A 21341-nucleotide genomic window follows, 5' to 3' on the forward strand; every position below is an offset into this window, starting at 1 on the left:
CGAGCAGCAATGCCGGAATCCGACGACAACACGTCCGCCGCTGACCAGCGGGGCACCACGCCGGCGGCGTCAGCCGACGCGGCGATGGCCCAGCGTCAGCTGAACGTCCTGCGCGACAAGCTGCGCCACATCGATCGGCAACTGGCCGCGGCCACCCAGAACAACGGGAAACTCGTCAGCGCCCTCGAGGCCGCACGGACGGAGATCGTCCGGCTGAAGGCGGCGCTCGAGAAGGAGGGGGCGGCACCCTTCAGTTTCGCGACCGTGATGCAGGTCAATCCGAAGCGGCCCAGCGAACCGGGCACCACCACCGAGGCGACGGTGCAGGACACGGCGGACATCCTCCAGTCCGGACGCAAGCTCCGTGTGACGGTCAGTCCCCTCATCAGCGTGCGGCAGCTCGCCGCCGGCCAGGAAGTCCTCCTGAACGAGTCCCTCACGATCGTGGCGGCACTCGGCTACGAGCGGGCGGGTGAACTGGTCACGGTCAAGGAGCTCATGGGGACGGACCGCGCCCTCGTGGTGGGACGGACCGACGACGAGCGCGTCATCAGGCTCAGCGGACCGTTGCAGGCCGCGAAAATCCGCGTGGGCGACGCCCTCGCGGTCGACACGAAATCAGGCTACGGACTCGAGAAGGTGCCCCGCAGCGAGGTCGAGAACCTCGTGCTGGAGGAGGTGCCGGACATCGCGTACGGCGACATCGGCGGCCTGGGTCCGCAGATCGAACAGATCCGCGACGCCGTCGAACTGCCCTTCCTGCACCCGGACCTGTACCGCGAACACGGCCTCAAACCACCCAAGGGGATCCTCCTCTACGGCCCTCCCGGCTGCGGGAAGACCCTGATCGCGAAGGCCGTGGCCAACTCCCTCGCCGCACGTGCCGCAGAACGCGCCGGCCTCGAGCAGATCCGCAGCTACTTCCTCAACATCAAGGGGCCGGAGCTGCTGGACAAGTACGTCGGCGAGACCGAGCGCCACATCCGCCTCATCTTCGCCCGTGCGCGTGAGAAGGCCTCGGACGGGAGTCCGGTCGTCGTGTTCTTCGACGAGATGGACTCGCTGTTCCGCACGCGCGGCACCGGTGTGTCCTCCGACGTGGAGACCACGATCGTGCCGCAGCTACTGAGCGAGATCGACGGCGTCGAGAAGCTCGAGAACGTGATCGTCATCGGCGCCTCGAACCGCGAGGACATGATCGACCCCGCCATCCTGCGCCCCGGTCGCCTGGACGTGAAGATCAAGATCCAGCGGCCCGATGCCGAGGGCGCGGCCGAGATCTTCGCGAAGTACATCACCCCGGACCTCCCGCTGCACGCGGACGACCTCGCCGAGAACGGGGGAGACACGCGGACGACCATCTCCGAGATGATCCGACGCACCGTGGAGCAGATGTACTCGACGGACAAGTCCAACGAGTACCTCGAGGTGACCTACGCCAACGGCGACACCGAGATGCTCTACTTCAAGGATTTCAACTCCGGGGCCGTCATCCAGAACGTCGTGGACCGTGCGAAGAAGTACGCGATCAAGGACCTGCTGCTGGACGGGAGCAAGGGGCTGCGGATCGAGCACCTGATGCGTGCCGTGGTGGACGAGTTCCGCGAGCACGAGGACATGCCGAACACCACCAACCCGGACGACTGGGCCCGGATCTCCGGCAAGAAGGGCGAGCGGATCACTTACATCAGGACCATCGTGCAGGGCAAGGCCGGGCAGGAGCCGGGCAAGTCCATCGAGACCACGGCGAATACGGGCCAGTATCTGTGATGGACACGGGTGGACGGCGCGAGGGCTCCCGGGCCGGGCTCCCGCCCGTCGGTGAAGGCATCTCCGTCCATCGGGTCATGGGGACGGAGACCGAATACGGGATCATCGCGCCCGGCGCCCCGTCCGCCAATCCCACCCTGCTCGCCTCGCAGGTGGTCAACGCCTACGCCGCGACGCTGCGTGAAGGCCTGGGCAATCTCGCGGGCACCCGCTGGGACTACACCGACGAGACCCCGCTGACCGACGCGCGGGGTTTCAGGATGGACCGGGACCGGGCGCACCCCAGCCAGCTGACCGACGAGCCGGTGGAACTGACCGCCGAGCAGATCGCCCTAGAACGCGGCGAGCCCACCGAGGCGGCGGTCCTCATGAATCTCGTCCTGAACAACGGTGCGCGGCTCTACGTCGACCACGCGCACCCCGAGTACTCCTCTCCCGAGGTGACCAACCCGCTCGACGCCGTCCTGTGGGACCGGGCGGGAGACAGTGTCGCCGTGGCCGCGATGGAGCGGATCGCCGCGACACCCGGATTCTCACCGGTGATCCTCTACAAGAACAACACGGACAACAAGAGCGTCTCCTACGGATCCCACGAGAACTACCTCGTCCCGCGGAGCGTGCCGTTCTCCGGGCTCGCGGAGGGACTCATCCCGTTCTTCGTGTCACGGCAAGTCATCTGCGGCGCCGGCCGGGTGGGAATCGGGCCCCTCAACCAGGAACCGGGCTTCCAGATCAGCCAGCGCGCCGACTTCTTCGAGAACGAGATAGGCCTGGAGACCACGGTGCGGCGCCCCATCATCAACACACGGGACGAGCCGCATGCCGTTGCGGAGAAGTACCGTCGGCTGCACGTCATCATCGGCGACGCGAATCTCCACGAGGTGTCCAACTACCTGAAGACGGGAACCACGGCGCTGGTCCTCGCGCTGATCGAGCAGGGGCTCGCCCCGGTCCCCGCCCTCGAGGATCCCGTGGGGGCCCTGCAGGCGATCAGTCACGACCCGTCCCTCAGGGCGACCGTCAGGCTGATGGACGGCAGGTCCCTGAGCGGGCTCGATCTGCAGGAGGTGTACTGCGAGGCGGTGACGGCTGCGCTTCCCCCGGACGCCGACGAGCAGACGCGCGACGTCGTCGAGCGCTGGCAGTCCCTGCTCACGACGCTCCGGCGGGATCCGATGGACGCGGCCCGGCAGGTCGACTGGATCGCGAAACTGAAGGTCCTCGAGGCCTACCGGCAGCGGGACGGGCTCGCCTGGACCGATGCCCGGCTCGCGCTCGTCGACCTGCAGTACGCGGATCTGCGCCCCGAGAAGGGGATCTACCAGCGCCTGGCCCGGCGCGGCGACGTCGAACTGCTCGTCGCTGCCGCGGACGTCGCCCGGGCCGCCGTCGAACCTCCCCGCGACACACGCGCCTACTTCCGGGGGCGCTGTATCGCCGAGTATCCCGCGCAGGTGGTCGGCGCCAGTTGGGATTCGCTCATCTTCGAGCTGGCAGGCGAGCGCCGGTTGCAGCGGGTGCAGACCCGCGAGCCGCTGCGGGGCACGGCGGAGCTCACCGCGGAGTTGTTCGACGCAGCTGCCGATGCCGAGGACTTCCTGGCCCGATTACTGAGCGGCCCGGATCGACGCGTGGCACCATAGGAAGCGCAGCAGGAAGCACCGCACGAAGCACGTCAGCGCACGCATCGCGACCACGAAAGGGTGGCCATCATGGCTTCACAGGACCGCATCTCCACCGGCGGCTCGTCCTCGGAATCGGCGGAGGAACTCCCCGAACCCGCGCCGGCCGCGCCCGCCGCCCAGGAGTCCGCCCAGACGCAGGGCGTGGACGATCTGCTCGATGAGATCGACGGCGTCCTCGAGTCCAATGCCGAGGAGTTCGTGCGCGGGTTCGTGCAGAAGGGCGGCCAGTAGCGGATGCTCCCGGACGATGCAGCGGCTGCGGTTCCCCGGGCCGCCTCGGCCTCCTTCACCGCCTACCTCGGTGAGCACCATCCGGGCCTGCTGCCGACCAATCGGACGCTCGGCCCCGTGACGGCCTCCACCGATGCCTCCCATCTCGCCCCGCATGCCACCACGATCGTGTCACTGACGTTCCCCGGGGGAGTGCTGATGGCCGGCGACCGCCGGGCGACGATGGGCAATGTGATCGCGAGCCGGCACATCGAGAAGGTGTTCCCCGCCGACCACTTCTCCGTCCTCGGCATCGCCGGTAGCGCCGGTATCGGCCTGGACCTGACACGCCTCTTCCAGGTGGAGCTCGAGCACTACGAGAAGATCGAGGCCACCATGATGAGTCTCGACGGCAAGGCGAACCGCCTCGCGGCCATGGTCCGGCAGAATCTGCCCATGGCCATGCAGGGACTCGCCGTCGTCCCCCTCTTCGCAGGGTTCGACACCGACCGTCACGTGGGCCGTCTCTTCTCCTTCGACGTCACGGGTGGGCGGTACGAGGAGCACGAGCATCACTCGGTGGGCTCCGGCTCGGTGTTCGCCAGGGGTGCCCTGAAGAAACTGTGGAGTCCGCGCCTGGACGAGGCCTCGGCGGTGCGCGTCGCGGTCGAGGCGCTCTACGACGCGGCCGACGACGATTCCGCGACCGGCGGACCCGACACCGTGCGTGGTCTCTGGCCTGTGGTCTATGTCGTCGACGGCGCAGGAGCACGGCGTATCCCGGAGCGCGACCTGGAACTCGTGGCGCACGCCATCATCGGGGCGCGGTCGTCCGCGGGAAGAGAGGCATAGGTCATGACCCAGCAGTTCTACGTCTCGCCCGAACAGCTGATGAAGGACCGCGCGGACTTCGCGCGGAAGGGCATCGGGCGGGGCCGGTCCGTGGTGGTGATGAGCTGCCGCGACGGTATCGCCCTCGTCGCCGAGAATCCGTCGCCGTCCCTGCACAAGCTCGGCGAGATCTACGACCGCATCGCCTTCGCCGCGGTCGGCAAGTACAACGAGTTCGAGAGCCTCCGGCAGGCCGGGGTGCGCTACGCCGACGTCCGCGGATACTCCTACGCGCGTGAGGACGTCACGGCCCGCGGCCTCGCGAGCGTCTACGCGCAGAGCCTGGGCGCCGTCTTCACGGCCGAGAGCAAGCCCTTCGAGGTGGAACTCGTGGTGGCGGAGGTGGGACGCACCCAGAACAGCGACCACCTGTACCGCCTCACGTTCGACGGCTCCATCGCCGACGAGACGGGCTTCGTGGTCATGGGGGGTGCCGCGGACGCCGTCGTGGACGGTCTGCGGGAAAACTGGAGCGCGGAGCTCAGCCTCCCGGAGGCGGTCCGTGCCGCAGCCCGGTCACTGCGCCACGACGGCCTGGCCACGCCGGGCGCGGGTGACCCGCAGCCCTCCTCGCAGCCCGTGGACCCGACGCTCCTCGAGGTCGCCTTCCTCGAACGCGACCCGGACACCCTGCGTGGGAGCCGCCGAGCCTTCCGCCGGATCGGCGGCCCGGAGCTGGAGCACCTGCTCGAGCAGGGGGAGGACGCCTGATGGAACGCCGCATCTTCGGTGTCGAGACCGAGTTCGGGATCTCCTACTCGGGGCCCAACTCGCGCCCGCTGTCCCCCGAGGAGGTCGCACGCTACCTCTTCCGCAAGGTGGTCAGCTGGGGCCGGTCGTCCAACGTCTTCCTCACGAACGGCTCCCGCCTCTACCTGGACGTCGGCTCCCATCCCGAGTACGCGACGGCGGAGTGCGACGACCTCGCGCAGCTCATCGCCCACGACCGCGCCGGGGAGCTGATCCTGGAGGATCTCGTCGGGGAGGCGCAGCGGAAGCTCGCCCAGGAGGGTTACGACGGCCGGATCTACCTGTTCAAGAACAACACGGACTCCGCGGGTAACTCCTACGGGAGCCATGAGAACTATCTGATCCCGCGCAAGCTCGAATTCGCGCGGCTCGCAGACATCCTGATCCCGTTCCTCGTCACGCGCCAGCTGCTCGTCGGCGCCGGCAAGGTGCTGAAGACACAGACCGGCGCCCTCTACGCCTTCTCCCAGCGTGCCGACCACCTGTGGGAGGGAATCTCCTCGGCCACCACCCGCTCCCGTCCCATCATCAACACCCGGGATGAACCGCACGCTGACGCAGAGCACTACCGGCGCCTCCACGTGATCGCCGGCGACTCGAACATGTCCGAGACCACCACGCTGCTGAAGATCGGCTCGGTGGACCTGCTGCTGCGCATGGTCGAGGCCGGGGAGCTGATGCGCGACTTCCGGCTGGAGAACCCGATCCGGAGCATCCGGGAGATCTCCCACGACCTCAGCGGTCGCCAGCTGCTGAAGCTGGCGAACGGGCGGCAGATGACGGCGCTCGAGATGCAGCGCGAGTACCTGGCCCGGGTCTCCGCCTTCGTCGAGCAGAACGGCGTCCACAACGAGCACGTGCCCGCGGTCCTGGACCTCTGGCAGCGGGTCCTGGATGCGGTGGAGACCGGCAACACCTCGGCCGTCGACACCGAGATCGACTGGGCCATCAAGAAGAAGCTGATCGACCGCTACCTGCTGCGCTCGGGCGGGGACCTCGATTCCGCCAAGGCAGCGCAGCTGGACCTGACCTACCACGACATCTCGCGATCCCGAGGTCTCTTCTTCCTGTTGCAGGCGCGCGGGGAGGCCGCGCGGGTGGTCGAGGAGACCACCGTCAAGGAGGCCGTCGACCTCCCACCGCAGACCACGCGCGCCAGGCTGCGGGGCGAGTTCGTCCGACGGGCCAAGGAAGCGAACCGCGACTACACGGTCGACTGGGTGCACCTCAAGCTCAACGACCGCGCCCAGCAGACCATCCTCTGCAAGGACCCGTTCACGTCCGTCGACGAGCGCGTCGAGGCGTTGTTGCAGCAGCTGTGACCGGCAGGTGCCCTCTGAACGTCCCCGCCGTGCAACCCCTTCTTCCCGGGAGCACCAGCGCGGCCGCACCCGTTAGGCTTGTCGAGGCCCATTGCTCTGCAGGCGGTCCGGACCGGATACCAACCCGAAAGTAGTCCCGTGCGAAAAGTACTCACAATCCTCCTTCCGCTGCTGGTGGTCCTCACCGCCTGTGGCGGGCCCACGACGGACAACCTGACCGGCCGCGACGCCGGCAACGCAGCAGGTGCAGGCGAGATCTTCGACTCGGTGACCGTCAGCGGCGGGTCCGACGACGAGGCACCCACCGTCGAGTTCGACGCGCCCATCGACACCAGAGAAGCCGCCGCCAAGACCGTCGCCGAGGGCGACGGCGACGAGATCGAAGCCGGGCAGCAGATCGGCGTCAAGCTGGTCGCGCTGAACGCGGAGGACGGCTCGGTCCTCGGCGAGACCTACAGCCAGGGCGAACCACAGGTCCTGCCCCTCGACGACACGTTCAAGCAGGAGTTCCCCGAGCTGTTCGAGGTCCTCATCGGTTCCAAGGTCGGGGCCCAGGTCGCCTTCTCCTCCCCGGCCCCCGAGGCCGCCGAGGGAGCAGCGGACACACCCGAGCAGATCCTCGTCCTCAAGGTCCTCTCGGCCGAGCAGCCGCCGCCCGAGCCGGAGGTCCTCTCACCCGAGGACGTGCAGACGCTCGACGACGAAGGCCGCCTGCCCACGTTCACCTTCACCGAGGACGGCGCACCCGAGGTCAGCATCCCGGACAACGAGCCGTCGGACGACCTCGTGGTCAAGGTCCTCAAGGAGGGCACCGGCGAGGTGATCACCGAGGCCGACACCATCAAGGCGAACTACAGTGGCTGGCGCTGGGAGGACGGCGAGCAGTTCGATTCGAGCTTCGAGCGCGGAGAAGCCTCCGAGTTCCCGCTCACCGGCGTGATCGAGGGCTGGACGAAGGGCCTGAGCGGCCTGAAGGTGGGCTCGCAGGTGCTCCTCGTCATCCCCGCGCCGTGGGCCTACGGGGACCCCGCGCAAGAGGGCCGCCCCTCCGGCACGCTCGTCTTCTTCGTCGAGATCACCGAGAAGGTCGACCCCGCCCAGTAGGGCGCACACCAGCAGTTCCATCCACCGCACCAGAGGAGAACCCATGTCATTCGGTCAGCGCGATTTCGACCGCCAGAAGCCGGAGATCGACTTCCCCGGCCACGACGCCCCCACCGATCTCGTGATCGAGGACCTGATCGAGGGCAAGGGTGAGGAGGCCAAGGCGGGTCAGACCGTCTCGACCCACTATGTGGGCGTCGCCTTCTCCACCGGCGAGGAGTTCGACGCGTCCTGGAACCGGGGCACCCCGCTCGATTTCAAGGTGGGCGTGGGCCAGGTCATCCAGGGCTGGGACCAGGGTCTGCTCGGGATGAAGGTCGGCGGTCGGCGTCGGCTGGAGATCCCGTCGAACCTCGCCTACGGCGCCGCCGGAGCAGGGTCGGCGATCGGCCCGAACGAGGCGCTGATCTTCGTCGTGGATCTGCTGGGCGTCCGCTAGGACGAATCCGCACCAGGGCAGGTCCTGCCCTGGACATTTCCGGAAGGGACGCGGGCTGCCCGGCCCGCGTCCCTTCCGCCACGTCGGCGAGGGTAGGGTTTCCCCGTGTCTGCAAAACGTACCGAACGCCTGCTCACCCTCGTGATCATGCTCCTGTCGAGCCGCCGCGGGTTTACCAAGGAGGAATTGTTCGAGGAGATCGATCTGTACCGGGAGGCAACGTCCGTCGCGGCCCGGGAGAAGCTCTTCGACCGGGACAAGGCCGCACTCCGGGAGCAGGGGATCCCCCTCGAAGCCTTCAGCGAGGACACCCTCTTCGACAACGACAACACGGTCCAGCGCTACCGCATCAGCGCCGAGGACTACCGGCTCGGCGGAGTGACGTTCCTCCCGGAGGAGTACGCCGTCCTCAACCTGGCCGCCGGTGTCTGGGATCAGGGATCGCTCGACTCGGCGGCCTCCCGGGCGCTGCGGAAGCTCAGCTCCCGCAGCTCCGACGGCGGAACGGAACTCACGCCGCTCATCCAGCCGCGCATCACCACGGACGCTCCCTACTGGGACGTCGTGTGGCTCGCCCTGACGTCGCGCAGCCCCCTGCGCTTCCCCTACCGGGCGGCGAGCACGGGCCGTGAGGAGGTGCGGACCATCCACCCCTGGGGCATGGGCGCGCGGTTCGGCCACTGGTACGTGGTGGGGTACGACACCCTCCGCGAGGCCGAGCGATTCTTCCGGCTGTCGCGCATGACGGGCGAACCGGCAGTACTGAAGGGGACCTTCGACGTCCCGGCGTCCTTCGACATGAACGCGACGCTCTCCTCCCTGTCACGCAGCGAGCCGGACCGCACCGCCGTCGTCGCCCTGCGTCCCGGCTCCTGCCAGGTGCTGAGGGTCCGCAAGGACGCGGAGGTCCTGCAGACGGGCGAGGAGTGGGACACCCTCCGCGTGCCGTACGCCGCATCGAGTCCGATGGCGGCGACCATCGCGGGCCTCGGCGTCAACGCCCGGGTCGAGGAGCCCCAGGACCTCGCGGCCCAGGTGGCACGCCTGCTGGAGAGCGCCTACGAGGCAGCCCTCGCCGCGCCGCACGGGCTCGAGATCACGGAGGGGATCCGACCGGTTCCGCGGCGGAAGTCGTCCTCCCAGGACCATCTGCTGCGCCTGCTCGACCTCGTGCCCTATCTGCTGGCCCACCCAGGGTCCGAAGTGGGGGAGACCGCACGGAAGTTCGACGTCACGGAGAGCCAGCTCACCAAGGACCTCGACCTCCTGTTCGTCAGTGGGCCGCGGCACTACCCCGACGCCCTCATGGACGTGAACATCGAGGACGGCAGGATCTACCTGACCAACGCACGCGATCTCGCGGAGCCGGTCAAGCTGAGCATGGACGAGGCCTGCTCACTGATCGTCGGTCTGCAGGCGCTCCGGGAACTCCCCGGCATGCGGAACAACGAGGCAATCGTCAGTGCCCAGACGAAGCTCACGGCGGCAGCCGGGGACGCCGCCCACATCGGCACGGCCGTGGCGACCAAGCTGACCGAGGACGACATCGACCCGACGCTCGAGGTCCTGCAGGCTGCGCTGCAGACCGGCGTCCGCGTCGAAGTGGACTACTTCGTCCCGACGCGTGACGAGATCACGCACCGTCTGCTGGAACCGATCAGGATCTTCCTGCACCAGGACACGTGGTACCTCGAGGCCTGGTGCGTCGACTCGGACGGGCTGCGCAACTTCCGTCTCGACCGAATCCAGAGTGCCTCGCTGACGGACCAGCCGGCGACGGCGAACGTGGACGAGGCGTCGCTGGCGCGCGGCCGCCGGTCGGCGTCGCCCTACCGCTCAGGTTCCTCGGACCATGCGGTGACGCTGGTCCTCGAGCCGAGGGCCCGCTGGATCGCGGACCAGTACAACGCGGACGCTGTCGAGGAACTGGGTGAGGACCGGCTGGCGGCACGGTTGAGGGTCGCCTCGACCTCCTGGATCCCCGGCCTGGTGGCAGGGCTGGGCGGTGGAGCCGCCGTCGTCGGCCCGGAGGACCTCCGCGAGGAGACCCTCCGGTGGCTGCAGGCAGCCCGGGCGCACCAGAGGCTGGCCTAGACTGATCCCATGCTGTGGTGGATGTGGATCGTACTCTGGGTCGCGGTGGTGGCCGTAAGTGCCATTTTCCTGGTGGTGGTGGGCTACCGCGTGTTCCGACGCGGGATGCGAACACTCGGTGAATTCGGGGAAGCCATGGATCGCCTGGAGGTGAACGTCCCACCATCGGCGGGGGCTGCGCGTACCCCGTCCACGCTGACCGGCATCCCGATTCCCGCAGTCTTCTCCGCGCCCGAGGACGTGCGTGGCGCGCGCGAGCTGGCCGCGACGCGCCGCAGGGACGATCGCCGCAGCAGGCGCGTCCGGACGCGTGACAGGCTCGGACAGCCACAGCTCCTGCAGGACATGCCCCACCTGTGACCTAAACTGTGCAGGGGATCAACGAGAGGAATTGGGCATGAGGCTCGAAGGCTGGCACATCGTCATCATCATCGTTCTTGCGATCGTTCTCTTCGGAGCGCCGAAGCTCCCGGGCCTCGCCCGCAGCGTCGGCCAGTCGCTGCGGATCTTCAAGTCCGAGGTGAAGCAGATGAAGGACGAGAACAACACCGGCGAGACCGGCACGGACCCCGTCGAGGGCCGTGTGGTCTCCAACCCCGCACCGCAGACGTATACGCCGACGTCCCCGGCGCCCGGGCAACCCGCCCACCAGGAGCCTCCGCGCTATCAGGGCGACGGACGAGCCGACAGCCCGACGTCCCAGCCCGGTCCGTCGCAGCCGGGTCCGTCCCAGCAGAGCGGTTCGTCGCACACCAACCAGTAGCCGGAGTCCGTTCCCGTGTCACCCGCACAAGCAGGCGCACGCGGCAGGAAGGCGAACCCGGAGGGCAGGATGGCCCTCAAGGAGCACCTGCGCGAGGCCCGCAACCGTCTGTTCAAGTCCGCCCTGGCCGTGCTCGTCGGCACGGTGGCCGGCTTCTTCCTCTATGACCCGGTCCTGGAAGCCCTCGGGGCTCCGATCGTGGCGATCGACCGGCAGGACGGCCGGACCGCGTCCCTGAACTTCGACACGGCGGCCTCCCCCTTCGACCTGCTCATCCAGGTGTCCATCTTCCTGGGTGTCGTGATCTCCAGCCCGGTCTGGCTCTACCAGCTGTGGGCGTTCATCACCCCGGGGCTGAGAACCAAGGAACGCCGCACCGCGCTCGGGTTCATCGCCGTCGCCGTCCCGCTGTTCCTCGCCGGTATCTACCTCGCCTGGCTGATCCTGCCCAACGCGGTGCGGGTCCTGACGGATTTCACCCCCGACCAGTTCTCCAACCTGATCAGCGTCACCGTCTATTTCGCGTTCGTGCTGCGACTGATGCTGGCGTTCGGGATCGCGTTCCTGTTGCCCGTGATCCTGTTCGGTCTCAATCTGGTGGGACTCCTCTCCGGACGACAGATCCTGAAAGCGTGGCGGATCACGGTGTTCCTCGTGTGCCTGTTCGCCGCGATGGCGGCCCCCGGCGGCGATGCGCTGAGCATGTTCTACCTGGCTGTGCCCCTGCTCCTATTGTTCTTCGTCGCGATCGGCCTGTGCCTGCTCAACGACAGGCGGCGCGCCCGCCGGAACGCCGCACGGGAAGAAGCCGTCGAGGCGGGTGCGGACCGGGCCACCAGGCTCGAGGACCTGTAACGCGGACGGCCTCCCACGGGCAGTCCCCACGCTCTGCGCGTACACGGCATACCCGGCCCCGCGATGCGTCTAGGGTGGAGAAATGAGCACCCCCGCGGAGAGATATGCAGCTGCGAAGGCCCGTTCGACGCACTCCCGGACCCAGCTGTCCAGGTTCGAGCAGACAGTCGACTTCGAGCTCGACCCGTTCCAGACGGAAGCCTGCACGTCGCTCGAGAACGGCAGGGGAGTGCTCGTCGCGGCTCCGACCGGCGCGGGCAAGACGGTTGTCGGTGAGTTCGCCGTCTTCATGGCACTGCAGCGCGGCCTCAAGGCGTTCTACACCACACCCATCAAGGCCCTCAGCAACCAGAAGTACTCGGAGCTCGCCGCGGTCCACGGCAGCGAACGGGTCGGTCTGTTGACCGGCGACACGAGCATCAACGCGGACGCAGACGTCATCGTCATGACCACCGAGGTGCTGCGCAACATGCTGTACGCGGACTCCGACGCCCTCGACAACCTCGGGTACGTCGTCATGGACGAGGTGCACTACCTCGCCGACCGCTTCCGCGGTGCCGTGTGGGAGGAGGTCATCATCCACCTCCCCACCGAGGTGAAGCTCGTGTCGCTCAGTGCGACCGTCTCCAACGCGGAGGAGTTCGGTGCGTGGCTCGACACGGTCCGGGGCGATACGGACGTCGTCGTGTCCGAACACCGTCCCGTTCCCCTCTGGCAGCACGTCATGGTCGGCCAGAACCTGATCGATCTCTTCGCCGGCGACATCGCGTTCGACGAGGCCGCACCGGCGGGCGCCGAGGCCGGAGCCCGCGACCAGTACGACGTCAATCCCGAACTGCTCGACCTCGCGAGCAACGAGATCAGACTCAACCAGCGTGCCAACTGGGGTGCCGGTGGACGTCGCGGCAAGTCGCGGAACGGCGGCCGCGGCGGGCCGCCGCAGCAGACCGTCGTGCGGCGCGCCACGAGACCGCAGGTGATCAGCGTGCTGGACCGCGCGGATCTGCTCCCCGCGATCACCTTCATCTTCTCCCGCGCCGGGTGCGAGGGCGCCGTGTCCCAGTGCCTGCACGCCGGGCTCTGGCTGACCACGGAGGACGAGCGGGACGAGATCAGCGCGACGATCGATGCCGCGACGATGGACATCCCACGGGACGACCTCGAGATCCTCGGTTTCTGGACCTGGCGGGAGGGCCTCATCCGGGGCTTCACGGCCCACCACGCCGGGATGCTGCCCACCTTCAAGGAGATCGTGGAGCGCCTGTTCGCGGCGGGACTCGTGAAGGCGGTCTTCGCGACCGAGACGCTCGCTCTCGGTGTGAACATGCCCGCCCGCACCGTCGTCCTCGAGAAGCTCGACAAGTTCAACGGCGAGGCGCACGTCAACGTGACGGCGGGGGAGTACACGCAGCTGACAGGCAGGGCCGGACGACGGGGTATCGACGTCGAGGGCCACGCCGTCGTGCTCTGGCCGCCCGGCACGGATCCCGGTGCCGTCGCGGGCCTGGCATCACGCCGGACGTACCCGCTGAACTCGAGTTTCCGCCCCACCTACAACATGAGCATCAACCTCGTGGGGCAGTTCGGGCAGGCCCGATCGCGGGAGATCCTCGAGACCTCCTTCGCGCAGTTCCAGGCGGACCGCTCCGTCGTCGGGCTCGCGAAGCAGGTGCGCAGCCGCGAGGAGTCCCTCCGGGGCTACGAGAAGTCGATGACCTGCCACCTCGGCGACTTCCGCGAGTACGCGAATCTGCGGAGGGAGCTCTCCGACCTCGAGTCGAATGCGTCCCGCGATCGCTCCCGGACCCTTCGGTCCGCGGCAGAGGCATCCCTCGAGTCGTTGCGGCCGGGAGACGTCATCGACGTTCCGGGCGGGCGGAGCCAGGGATTCGCCGTGGTCCTGGACAGCGACACGTCGCGCGAGCCCCGGCCCACGGTCCTGACGCTCGAGACGCAGATTCGGCGCGTCGGTGTGCAGGACCTCGACGGACCGGTCCAGGTGCTGTCGAGGATCCGCATCCCGAAGCACTTCAGCGCGCGGAGCCCGAAGGACCGGCGGGACCTCACCTCGTCCCTCCGCGACGCACTGCGCGACAACCGGCCGCCCCGCAACGGCGCGGACCGGATCGCGGCAGGCTACTCGGCATCCGCCGCCGCGGAGGAGCGGGCCATCACCGAACTCCGCCGTCGCCTGCGGGCCCACCCCTGCCACGGGTGCAGCGAACGCGAACAGCACGCCCGATGGGCCGAACGATGGTGGAAGCTGCGCCGCGAGACTGACAAGCTCGCAGGCCAGATCCGCGGCCGCACCAACACCATCGCCAAGACCTTCGACCGGGTGTCCGAGGTCCTGGCGCACTACGGCTACCTCGAGCGCCGGGAGGATGCCGTGGTGGTCAGCGCGGCCGGCCAGAAACTGCGCAGGATCTATGGTGAGAAGGACCTCCTGATCGCCCTGTGCATCGAGGCGGGGGCCTTCACCGAGCTCGACGCCGCCGAGCTCGCGGCGCTCACCACGGTGCTGGTCTACCAGGCCAAGCGCGAGGAGCGTGGAGTGCGGCCGGTGATGCCGAGCATCGCCCTGGAGGGCTCCGTCGAGACCATCGTCCGCCAGTGGTCGCAGCTCAACGACGTGGAGGAGCAGCACCGGCTTCCTGTCACGGGGGAGCCGGAACTCTCCCTCGTCTGGCCGATGTTCAAGTGGGCGCAGGGCCGTTCCCTGCAGGCGGCGCTCAGCGGCACGGAACTCGCGGCAGGAGATTTCGTGCGCTGGACGAAGCAGGTGATCGATCTCCTCGATCAGCTGGCGAAGGTCCCGGACCTGCCCGCGGGTCTGCAGCAGTCGTGCGTGCGTGCCATCAGGCTGGTTCGCCGGGGCGTGGTGGCATACTCGAACATCAGTGAATAGCGGCCGATTCAGGCCTGCCGCACGCCCTCCCAGCACCCCTCCGACCATCCCCTACGGAAAGCCCTCCAGCATCGCGATGCCCACTCCACAGCGCCCCGTCCTCTACCGCAACGGCTCGGTCTACAGTCCGGCGGATCCCTTCGCGACCGCCATGCTGGTCGACGGCGACACCCTTGCCTGGGTCGGCACCGAGCATGCCGCCACGAATCTCGCGGGCCCCGACGTCCGAAGCGTGGATCTCGACGGTGCACTCGTCACCCCCGGGTTCGTCGACGCACACGCCCACGTGACGGAGACCGGGATAGCGCTCGGCTCGCTCGACCTGACGTCCTGCCGGTCGCTGGGGGACCTCCTGGACGCCGTGGCCGCGGCGGCCGACGCCGGGGCGACGACGATCCTCGGTTTCGGCTGGGACGAGTCGCAGTGGCCCGGGAAGCGGATCCCGACGGCGGCGGAGCTCGATCGCGCCAGTCGGGGCGCGCTCGTGTACCTCGTGCGCGCGGACATCCATTCGGCGGTCGTCTCGGGAACCCTGGCGGCGGGACTGGGCCTGGCCGCGGTGGACGGCTGGACGGACGGCTTCGTGGTGCGCGCCGCACACGTCGCGGCACGCCAGGCCACCCGGCGCCTCGACGCGGAGCAGCGCCGTTCCTATCAGCAGGCCGCCCTGCTGCACGCCGCGTCGCGCGGATATGTCGCGGTCACCGAGATGGCTGCGCCCCACATCGCGCCACGCGAGGACCTCGAGACGCTGCTCTCGGTCGATGGACCCGGCGGGGCACTCCCGCTGCCGGAGGTGATTCCCTACTGGGCCGAGCTGACGTCCACGAGGGCGGAGGTCGGAGCGCTCATGCAGGGATTCGACGGCAGACTCGCCGGGCTCGCCGGAGATCTCAACGTCGACGGCTCGATCGGCTCCCGCACAGCCGCCCTGCGGGAGCCCTATGCGGACGACCAGGAGTCGCGCGGCACGCTGTACCTGACCGAGGAGGACGTCGCGGCCCATCTGATGGCCGCGACCGCCGAGACCGTGCAGGCGGGCTTCCACGTCATCGGTGACGCCGGACTCGACGTCGTGTTGCGGGGCTTGGAGCGAACTGCCCGGGAGTTGGGGATCGAGGAGGTGCGCCGGGCGCGCCACCGGCTGGAGCACGTCGAGATGGCCGACGACGCCGCGATCGCAGCGCTCGTGCACTTCGGGGTGGCCGTCAGCGGCCAGCCCGTGTTCGATGCTCTGTGGGGTGTCGAGGGAGGACTGTACGAGCAGCGGTTGGGGGAGCGGCGCGCGGGGATGAACCGCTTCGCCTCCCTCCTCTCGGCGGGCGTCCTGGTGGCACTCGGGTCGGACAGCCCCGTCACGCCGCTGGACCCCTGGGCATCGGTCCGGGCCTGCCTGCAGCACAGCAGCGGGGCGGAGAACATCTCGGCCCGGGCAGCGTTCATCGCCCACACTCGGGCGAGTTGGCGGTTGTCCGGCGGCAGCCCGATGATGGGTCAGCTGGCTCCGGGGACCCCGGCGTCGTTCGCCGTGTGGCAGGTCGACGAGCTGATGGTGCAGACACCGGACAACCGGGTGCAGTCGTGGAGCACCGACCCGCGGGCGGGCACGCCACTGCTCCCCGCGCTCGACACCGAGAACGCTCCGCGATGCCTCCAGACCGTGCACGGTGGGGTGCAGCTGTTCGCGGCGGAGGGGTTCGCGGCTGCCTGAGCAGCAGGAGAATCCGGACCGGGTGGAGACCGCGGGGCGACGCCGGACAGGTTAAGTTCTGTGGGCGAACAAACCACCCGCTGACCTGCACCGAAGGGCGTTTGTGCAGGTCAGGGGCCCGTTGACACCCACTCCACAGCACGTAAGCTTTTGCCCTACGGGTTAGAGGAACTCCCGCGGGAGGGAACCTGGCTGGTCTCCACAAGCGCAGCGCATCGGCCTTCTTCAATGGCGCGCGTTGCCCGTCACGGTGGGGCCGGCACTCACAAGGGCAGGTCCGCGCATCAGTAGAAAACGGTGTCTGCATCCGTGCCGGCACCGGTACGAAGGTGCGTGGACCTGCCTGAGGCCCGTCGGGGCACGGCCCGGGCGGCCGACGGCCGGACCGCGATCAGGCCCTTCGCCTATACTTGCAAACTGGCTCCGCGTGCGGGGCAGTCCCTGCGCGATGCGCATTCCCGATGGAAAGGCCCACCTGCGTGCGAGTCGTCACGATCATCCCCACGTACAACGAGATCGAGTCGCTCCCGCTGACCCTGGCGCGGCTGCGCGCGGCTGTCCCCGCGTCCGATGTCCTGATCGTCGACGACAACAGCCCGGACGGTACCGGGGACCTGGCCGACCGCGCCGCGGCGGCGGATCCTCAGGTGCATGTCCTCCACCGGACCGGCAAGGAGGGCCTCGGGGCGGCGTACATCGCCGGGTTCCGCTGGGGGCTCGAGCGCGACTACGAGGTGCTCGTGGAGATGGACGCCGACGGATCGCACAAACCGGAGCAGCTGCAGAGCCTCCTCGACGCCGTGGACCGTGCGGACCTCGTGATCGGCAGCCGTTGGGTCAGCGGGGGGAGCGTGGTGAACTGGCCTGCGCACCGGAAGCTCCTGTCCCGAGCCGGCAGCACCTACTCCCGACTCATGCTGGGGCTGCCCGTCCGCGACATCACGGCCGGCTTCCGCGCCTTCCGCCGATCCACGCTCGAGACGCTGGACCTCTCCGCCGTCGAGTCCGTCGGCTACGGCTTCCAGGTGGACATGACCTTCCGGGTGGCACGCCTCGGCCTCACGATCGTGGAAGTTCCCATCACGTTCGTGGAGCGCGAACTGGGCGCCTCGAAAATGAGCGGCAACATCGTTCTCGAGGCCATCGCCAATGTCACCCGCTGGGGACTGTCGGCTCGCTGGAGAACCCTCACCGGCCGTTCCTGACCGCTCTCGACGACAGAAGGCACCCGCCGTCGGCGGGTGCCTTCTGTCACTGCGGGCCTCGTAGTTCAGGCGGAGCGGCGCTCTCCGCGACGCTCCCGGAGGATCGTCAGGCGATCCTGGAGGATCTGCTCAAGCTCCTCGACGGAACGGCGCTCGAGGAGCATGTCCCAGTGGGTCCGCACCGGCTTGTCGTTCGAGGTGTCGGGCTTCTCGCCGTCGACGAGGAGCGCTTCCTTACCGGTCTTCGAGACCCAGGTCGCGGGGATGTCGGCCTCGGACGAGAACGTCACGAAGACCCGCTCGCCGTCCTCGCAGCGGTACTCGACCCGCTGGCGGGGAGCGGGCTCGACGCCGGATTCGGTTTCCATCGATTGTGCTCCGAGGCGCATGCCGCGCAGGCTGCGATCGCTCATGTTGTTCTCCTTGTCACCGTGACCCTCGACGAACGAGGGTTTCTTGCCGCTCTTGTGCTGTGCCTCCCGCGACCGGGCGCGGGGGAAGTCGTCTGTACAACACCCAGGGTCGCAGGAATGTTCCTGCAGAGCACCGGGTAAACACCTAAGTATACAGGTGGCTGCGGAGTGGTTGCGGGCTGGCTGCAGGGTGGTTGCGCAGCCGGCCGCGGGTGGGCGTACCGGCAGGAAACGGCCCGCTCCCGTCACATCCGCGTGAGGACCTGGAGAGTGAAGCGGGCGTCGACCTCGAGCGGCGTGTCTCCTCCATGGTCGAGGTCGACGCCGACACCGGTCGCCGCCGTGTGCCGCGCCGCCGGACCCATCACGAGCGCCGACCGCGCCAGCGCGAACGGCAGGGACATGGTGTAGTCGATGTCCGTCCGCTCGAGCTCCGTGAGGCGGCCGTCGAAGGCCGCGAGAACGTCGTCGGCCTTCTGCGGCGGCACGGACAGCAGGGGTCCCACGGCGTCGAGTCCCGCGAGGTGTCCCGGCCGGGGCGTCACCACGATGATGCAACCGCCCGGCGCGAGTACCCGCACAAACTCCGCGGCGTTACGCGGCGCGAAGATGTTCAGGAGGACATCCACCGTGGCATCGGCCAGCGGCAGTGGGCGCCAGATGTCCCACACCACGCTGACACCCTCGGGTAGGCGCCGTGCAGCACGTCTCAGGGCGACCTTCGAGACGTCGAGGGCGATCGGGAAGAGGTCCGGCAGCTCCGCCGCCAGGCCCGCGAGGTAGTAGCCCGTACCCGCACCGGCGTCGAGGACGAGGCCGCGCTGCGGTGCGTGGCGGACGGCCGCGGCGACGACCGCCTCGCGCAGTGGCGCGTACTGACCGGATCCGAGGAACTCCTCGCGGGCCTCGACCATCTCCGGTGTATCGCCGTCGAACGGGGAGCCCTTACCTGTCAGCAGGTTCACGTAGCCCTGGCGCGCCGCATCGAAGCGATGCCCCCGCCCGCAGGCGAGGTTGCGCCCCTCCAGTCCCAGGGTCGCCGAGCAGACGGGGCAGGTGAGGGCGGCGCGGGGAAGGGCGGGCATCGTCCCATCCTAGGGATCCCTGGCGATCGTCCCTCCGCCCACCGTTGACTCAGGCCACTGTTTCGGGTCTGATCGGGAGGGTGAAACCAGACCAGATCGAACTCCTGACCACCACGGGCGCACCGACCCTCCATCCGGACGGTTCCCGTCTCGTCGTCGCCGCCACCCGTCCCGATCTCCGTGCCGACAGCTATGTCGGCCAGCTGTGGGAGCTGACGCTCGACGGCGGACGGCGGCGGCTCACGCGCGGCTTCCGGGACACCTCGCCCCGCTTCGCGCCCGACGGCAGCCTCCTCGTGTTCCTGCGCGCCGCGCCGGCCGGAAAGCCACAGCTCTTCGCCATGCGTGCCACGGGCGGGGAGCCGGTCCAGCTCACGGACCAACCCCTCGGCGTCGCCCACTTCGATATCTCGCCGGATTCCTCCACCGTCGTCTTCGCGGCCCGCGTACCCGAGCACGGGCGGTACGGGACCATCGACGGCGTGGGCCCCGGGCTCGAGGATCCCCGGCTCGTCACCCAGTACAAGTACCGCATGAACGGGCTCGGGTACACGACGGACAAAAGGTCGCAGGTCTTCACCGTCGCGATCCCGGATCTCGACGACGAGCCCTTCATCAGCCCGGTGGGCCGTATGAAGGAGACATCCGTCGCGGGGCCGGGTGAGCTCGAGGAGCAGGGAGCCGTCCCACGCGCCACGCAGGTGACGGCGGCGGACGCCGACCACCTGGAGCCGACCTTCTCCGCCGACGGACAGCGCATCCTCTTCACGGCGGCGCTGGGCGAGGACGCCGATGTGACGCTGGTCTCCGATATCCACTCGATCGCGCTGGACGGCGGCGGCCACCGACAGCTCACGAACCAGGGCGGGACCACGCTGCTCGGTTGCGGGTCACCCCGCCCGAGCACCGACGGAACCTCCGTCTTCTTCCTCGCCTCCGATCTCTCGGCGTCCGGGCTCGACTTCGTAGCACGCAACACGGCCCTCTACGTGCTGGATCTCCACGACCCGACCACTGTGCGCAGGCTCAGCGACCCCGAGACGGTGGACTTCGGTGACGTGCAGGACCTCGTGGCGGCCGGACCGGACGCGGTCCTCGCCTTCAACCGGACCCGCGGCGCGGGCGAGCTGCTGAGGATCTCGTCCACGGGGGAGACCGAGGTCCTGGTCACGGGCGCCACGGTCGTCACCGGGGCGGACACGGCCGGTGACGCCGTCGTGGTGTCCTACACCGGCCCCTCGACCTCGGGCGACATCGCCGTGGTCGAGGATGCCGGGCTCCGGACTCTCTCCGACTTCTCGGCCGGCCTCCGCGCGGAGACCCGCGTCGGGGAGCCCCAGGAGCGCACCTATCCGGCACCGGACGGCACCCCCGTCCACGGCTGGGTCGTCCTGCCCGAGGGAGAGGGACCGCACCCTGTCCTGCTGGTCATCCACGGTGGGCCCTTCGCACAGTACGGCTGGGGCTACTTCGACGAGGCCCAGGTGTACGCTGCCGCGGGCTACGCCGTGCTGCTGTGCAATCCCCGTGGCGCCGCCGGGTACGGCCAGGCCCACGGGCGGGTCATCAAGGAGGCGATGGGCACGGTGGACCTCGACGACGTGCTGGCCTACCTGGACGGCGCCGTCGCCGAGTTCGACGCCATGGACGGCGACCGGCTGGGCGTCATGGGTGGTTCCTACGGCGGCTACCTGACGGCGTGGACCATCGCGCACGACCACCGCTTCCGGGCGGCCATCGTGGAGCGCGGGTACCTCGATCCGCCGTCCTTCGTGGGTTCCTCCGACATCGGCTGGTTCTTCTCTGAGGAGTACACCGGCACCGACCCTGCACATGTTCAGGCACAGAACCCGTTCGCGAAGATCGGCGACGTACGCACGCCGGCCTTCGTGATCCATTCGGAGGAGGATCTGCGCTGCCCCATCGAGCAGGCCCAGCGGTACTACACGGCGCTCAAGAAGCAGGGCGTCGAGACCGAGCTGCTGGTCTTCCCGGGCGAGACGCACGAGCTCTCACGCTCCGGCTCCCCCTGGCACCGCAGGCAGCGGTTCGAGCACATCCTGCGCTGGTGGGCGCGGTACCTGCCGACGGCGGCCAACCCGTCGGACCCGTCGGTCCGGTAGCAGGCGTGCGGCC

17 protein-coding genes and 1 pseudogene are annotated in these 21341 nt (G+C 68.9%); 16 read left to right on the forward strand and 2 right to left on the reverse strand.

What is annotated here, in order from left to right; genetic code table 11:
- Positions 1 to 87 precede the first annotated feature (87 nt).
- From arc to FJV46_RS13175, 15 genes and pseudogenes are all read left to right on the forward strand, one after another.
- A pseudogene (gene arc / locus FJV46_RS13105) lies at positions 88 to 1770 on the forward strand (proteasome ATPase); the annotation flags it as partial.
- On the forward strand, positions 1770 to 3413 hold the full coding sequence (gene dop / locus FJV46_RS13110; protein WP_370684664.1) for a depupylase/deamidase Dop: 1644 nt from the start codon (positions 1770 to 1772) through the stop codon (positions 3411 to 3413). The pseudogene arc and the gene dop, both read left to right, overlap by 1 nt.
- Positions 3414 to 3482: 69 nt before the next feature.
- Positions 3483 to 3686, forward strand: coding sequence for a ubiquitin-like protein Pup (locus tag FJV46_RS13115; protein WP_087027136.1), 204 nt, complete (start codon positions 3483 to 3485; stop codon positions 3684 to 3686).
- 3 nt (positions 3687 to 3689) lie between these two features.
- Positions 3690 to 4517: a proteasome subunit beta gene (gene prcB / locus FJV46_RS13120; protein WP_087026897.1), complete on the forward strand. Its 828-nt coding sequence runs from the start codon at positions 3690 to 3692 to the stop codon at positions 4515 to 4517.
- A 3-nt stretch (positions 4518 to 4520) separates the two neighbouring features.
- Positions 4521 to 5267, forward strand: coding sequence for a proteasome subunit alpha (gene prcA, locus FJV46_RS13125; protein ID WP_087026895.1), 747 nt, complete (start codon positions 4521 to 4523; stop codon positions 5265 to 5267).
- The gene (pafA, locus tag FJV46_RS13130) at positions 5267 to 6628 is read left to right on the forward strand and encodes a Pup--protein ligase (protein WP_087026894.1); all 1362 of its coding nucleotides are present in this window, start codon (positions 5267 to 5269) and stop codon (positions 6626 to 6628) included. The genes prcA and pafA overlap by 1 nt, the downstream gene beginning before the upstream one ends.
- Positions 6629 to 6766: 138 nt before the next feature.
- Complete coding sequence (locus tag FJV46_RS13135) at positions 6767 to 7732, forward strand: FKBP-type peptidyl-prolyl cis-trans isomerase (protein WP_158250101.1); 966 nt, start codon at positions 6767 to 6769, stop codon at positions 7730 to 7732.
- Positions 7733 to 7775: 43 nt separating this feature from the next.
- Entirely contained in the window at positions 7776 to 8171 is a 396-nt protein-coding gene (locus FJV46_RS13140; protein ID WP_087026890.1) for an FKBP-type peptidyl-prolyl cis-trans isomerase, read from the forward strand.
- 105 nt (positions 8172 to 8276) lie between these two features.
- Positions 8277 to 10265, forward strand: coding sequence for a helix-turn-helix transcriptional regulator (locus FJV46_RS13145; RefSeq protein ID WP_087026888.1), 1989 nt, complete (start codon positions 8277 to 8279; stop codon positions 10263 to 10265).
- A 9-nt stretch (positions 10266 to 10274) separates the two neighbouring features.
- The gene (locus tag FJV46_RS13150; protein ID WP_087026886.1) at positions 10275 to 10625 is read left to right on the forward strand and encodes a hypothetical protein; all 351 of its coding nucleotides are present in this window, start codon (positions 10275 to 10277) and stop codon (positions 10623 to 10625) included.
- Between the two features lie 37 nt (positions 10626 to 10662).
- On the forward strand, positions 10663 to 11028 hold the full coding sequence (gene tatA / locus FJV46_RS13155) for a Sec-independent protein translocase subunit TatA (RefSeq protein ID WP_087026884.1): 366 nt from the start codon (positions 10663 to 10665) through the stop codon (positions 11026 to 11028).
- 69 nt (positions 11029 to 11097) lie between these two features.
- Positions 11098 to 11883, forward strand: a complete 786-nt coding sequence (gene tatC, locus FJV46_RS13160; protein ID WP_087026883.1) for a twin-arginine translocase subunit TatC — start codon at positions 11098 to 11100, stop codon at positions 11881 to 11883.
- An 82-nt stretch (positions 11884 to 11965) separates the two neighbouring features.
- Positions 11966 to 14791, forward strand: a complete 2826-nt coding sequence (locus FJV46_RS13165) for a DEAD/DEAH box helicase (RefSeq protein ID WP_087026881.1) — start codon at positions 11966 to 11968, stop codon at positions 14789 to 14791.
- Between the two features lie 76 nt (positions 14792 to 14867).
- On the forward strand, positions 14868 to 16502 hold the full coding sequence (locus FJV46_RS13170) for an amidohydrolase (protein WP_087026879.1): 1635 nt from the start codon (positions 14868 to 14870) through the stop codon (positions 16500 to 16502).
- Positions 16503 to 16981: 479 nt separating this feature from the next.
- Complete coding sequence (locus FJV46_RS13175; RefSeq protein WP_087026877.1) at positions 16982 to 17707, forward strand: polyprenol monophosphomannose synthase; 726 nt, start codon at positions 16982 to 16984, stop codon at positions 17705 to 17707.
- A gap of 65 nt (positions 17708 to 17772) precedes the next feature.
- Here the strand turns inward: FJV46_RS13175 and FJV46_RS13180 are convergent, their stop codons facing one another.
- Positions 17773 to 18120: an RNA polymerase-binding protein RbpA gene (locus FJV46_RS13180; RefSeq protein WP_043445375.1), complete on the reverse strand. Its 348-nt coding sequence runs from the start codon at positions 18118 to 18120 to the stop codon at positions 17773 to 17775.
- Between the two features lie 245 nt (positions 18121 to 18365).
- Entirely contained in the window at positions 18366 to 19205 is an 840-nt protein-coding gene (locus FJV46_RS13185; RefSeq protein ID WP_087026876.1) for a putative RNA methyltransferase, read from the reverse strand.
- An 80-nt stretch (positions 19206 to 19285) separates the two neighbouring features.
- On the opposite strand from FJV46_RS13185, the gene FJV46_RS13190 reads away from it, so the two are divergent.
- A complete protein-coding gene (locus FJV46_RS13190; RefSeq protein ID WP_087026874.1) occupies positions 19286 to 21328 on the forward strand; it encodes a S9 family peptidase in 2043 nt (680 codons plus the stop codon).
- The last annotated feature ends 13 nt before the right edge of the window (positions 21329 to 21341 follow it).

The sequence above is a fragment of the Arthrobacter agilis genome (assembly GCF_006494655.1).
GTDB lineage: Bacteria > Actinomycetota > Actinomycetes > Actinomycetales > Micrococcaceae > Arthrobacter_D > Arthrobacter_D agilis.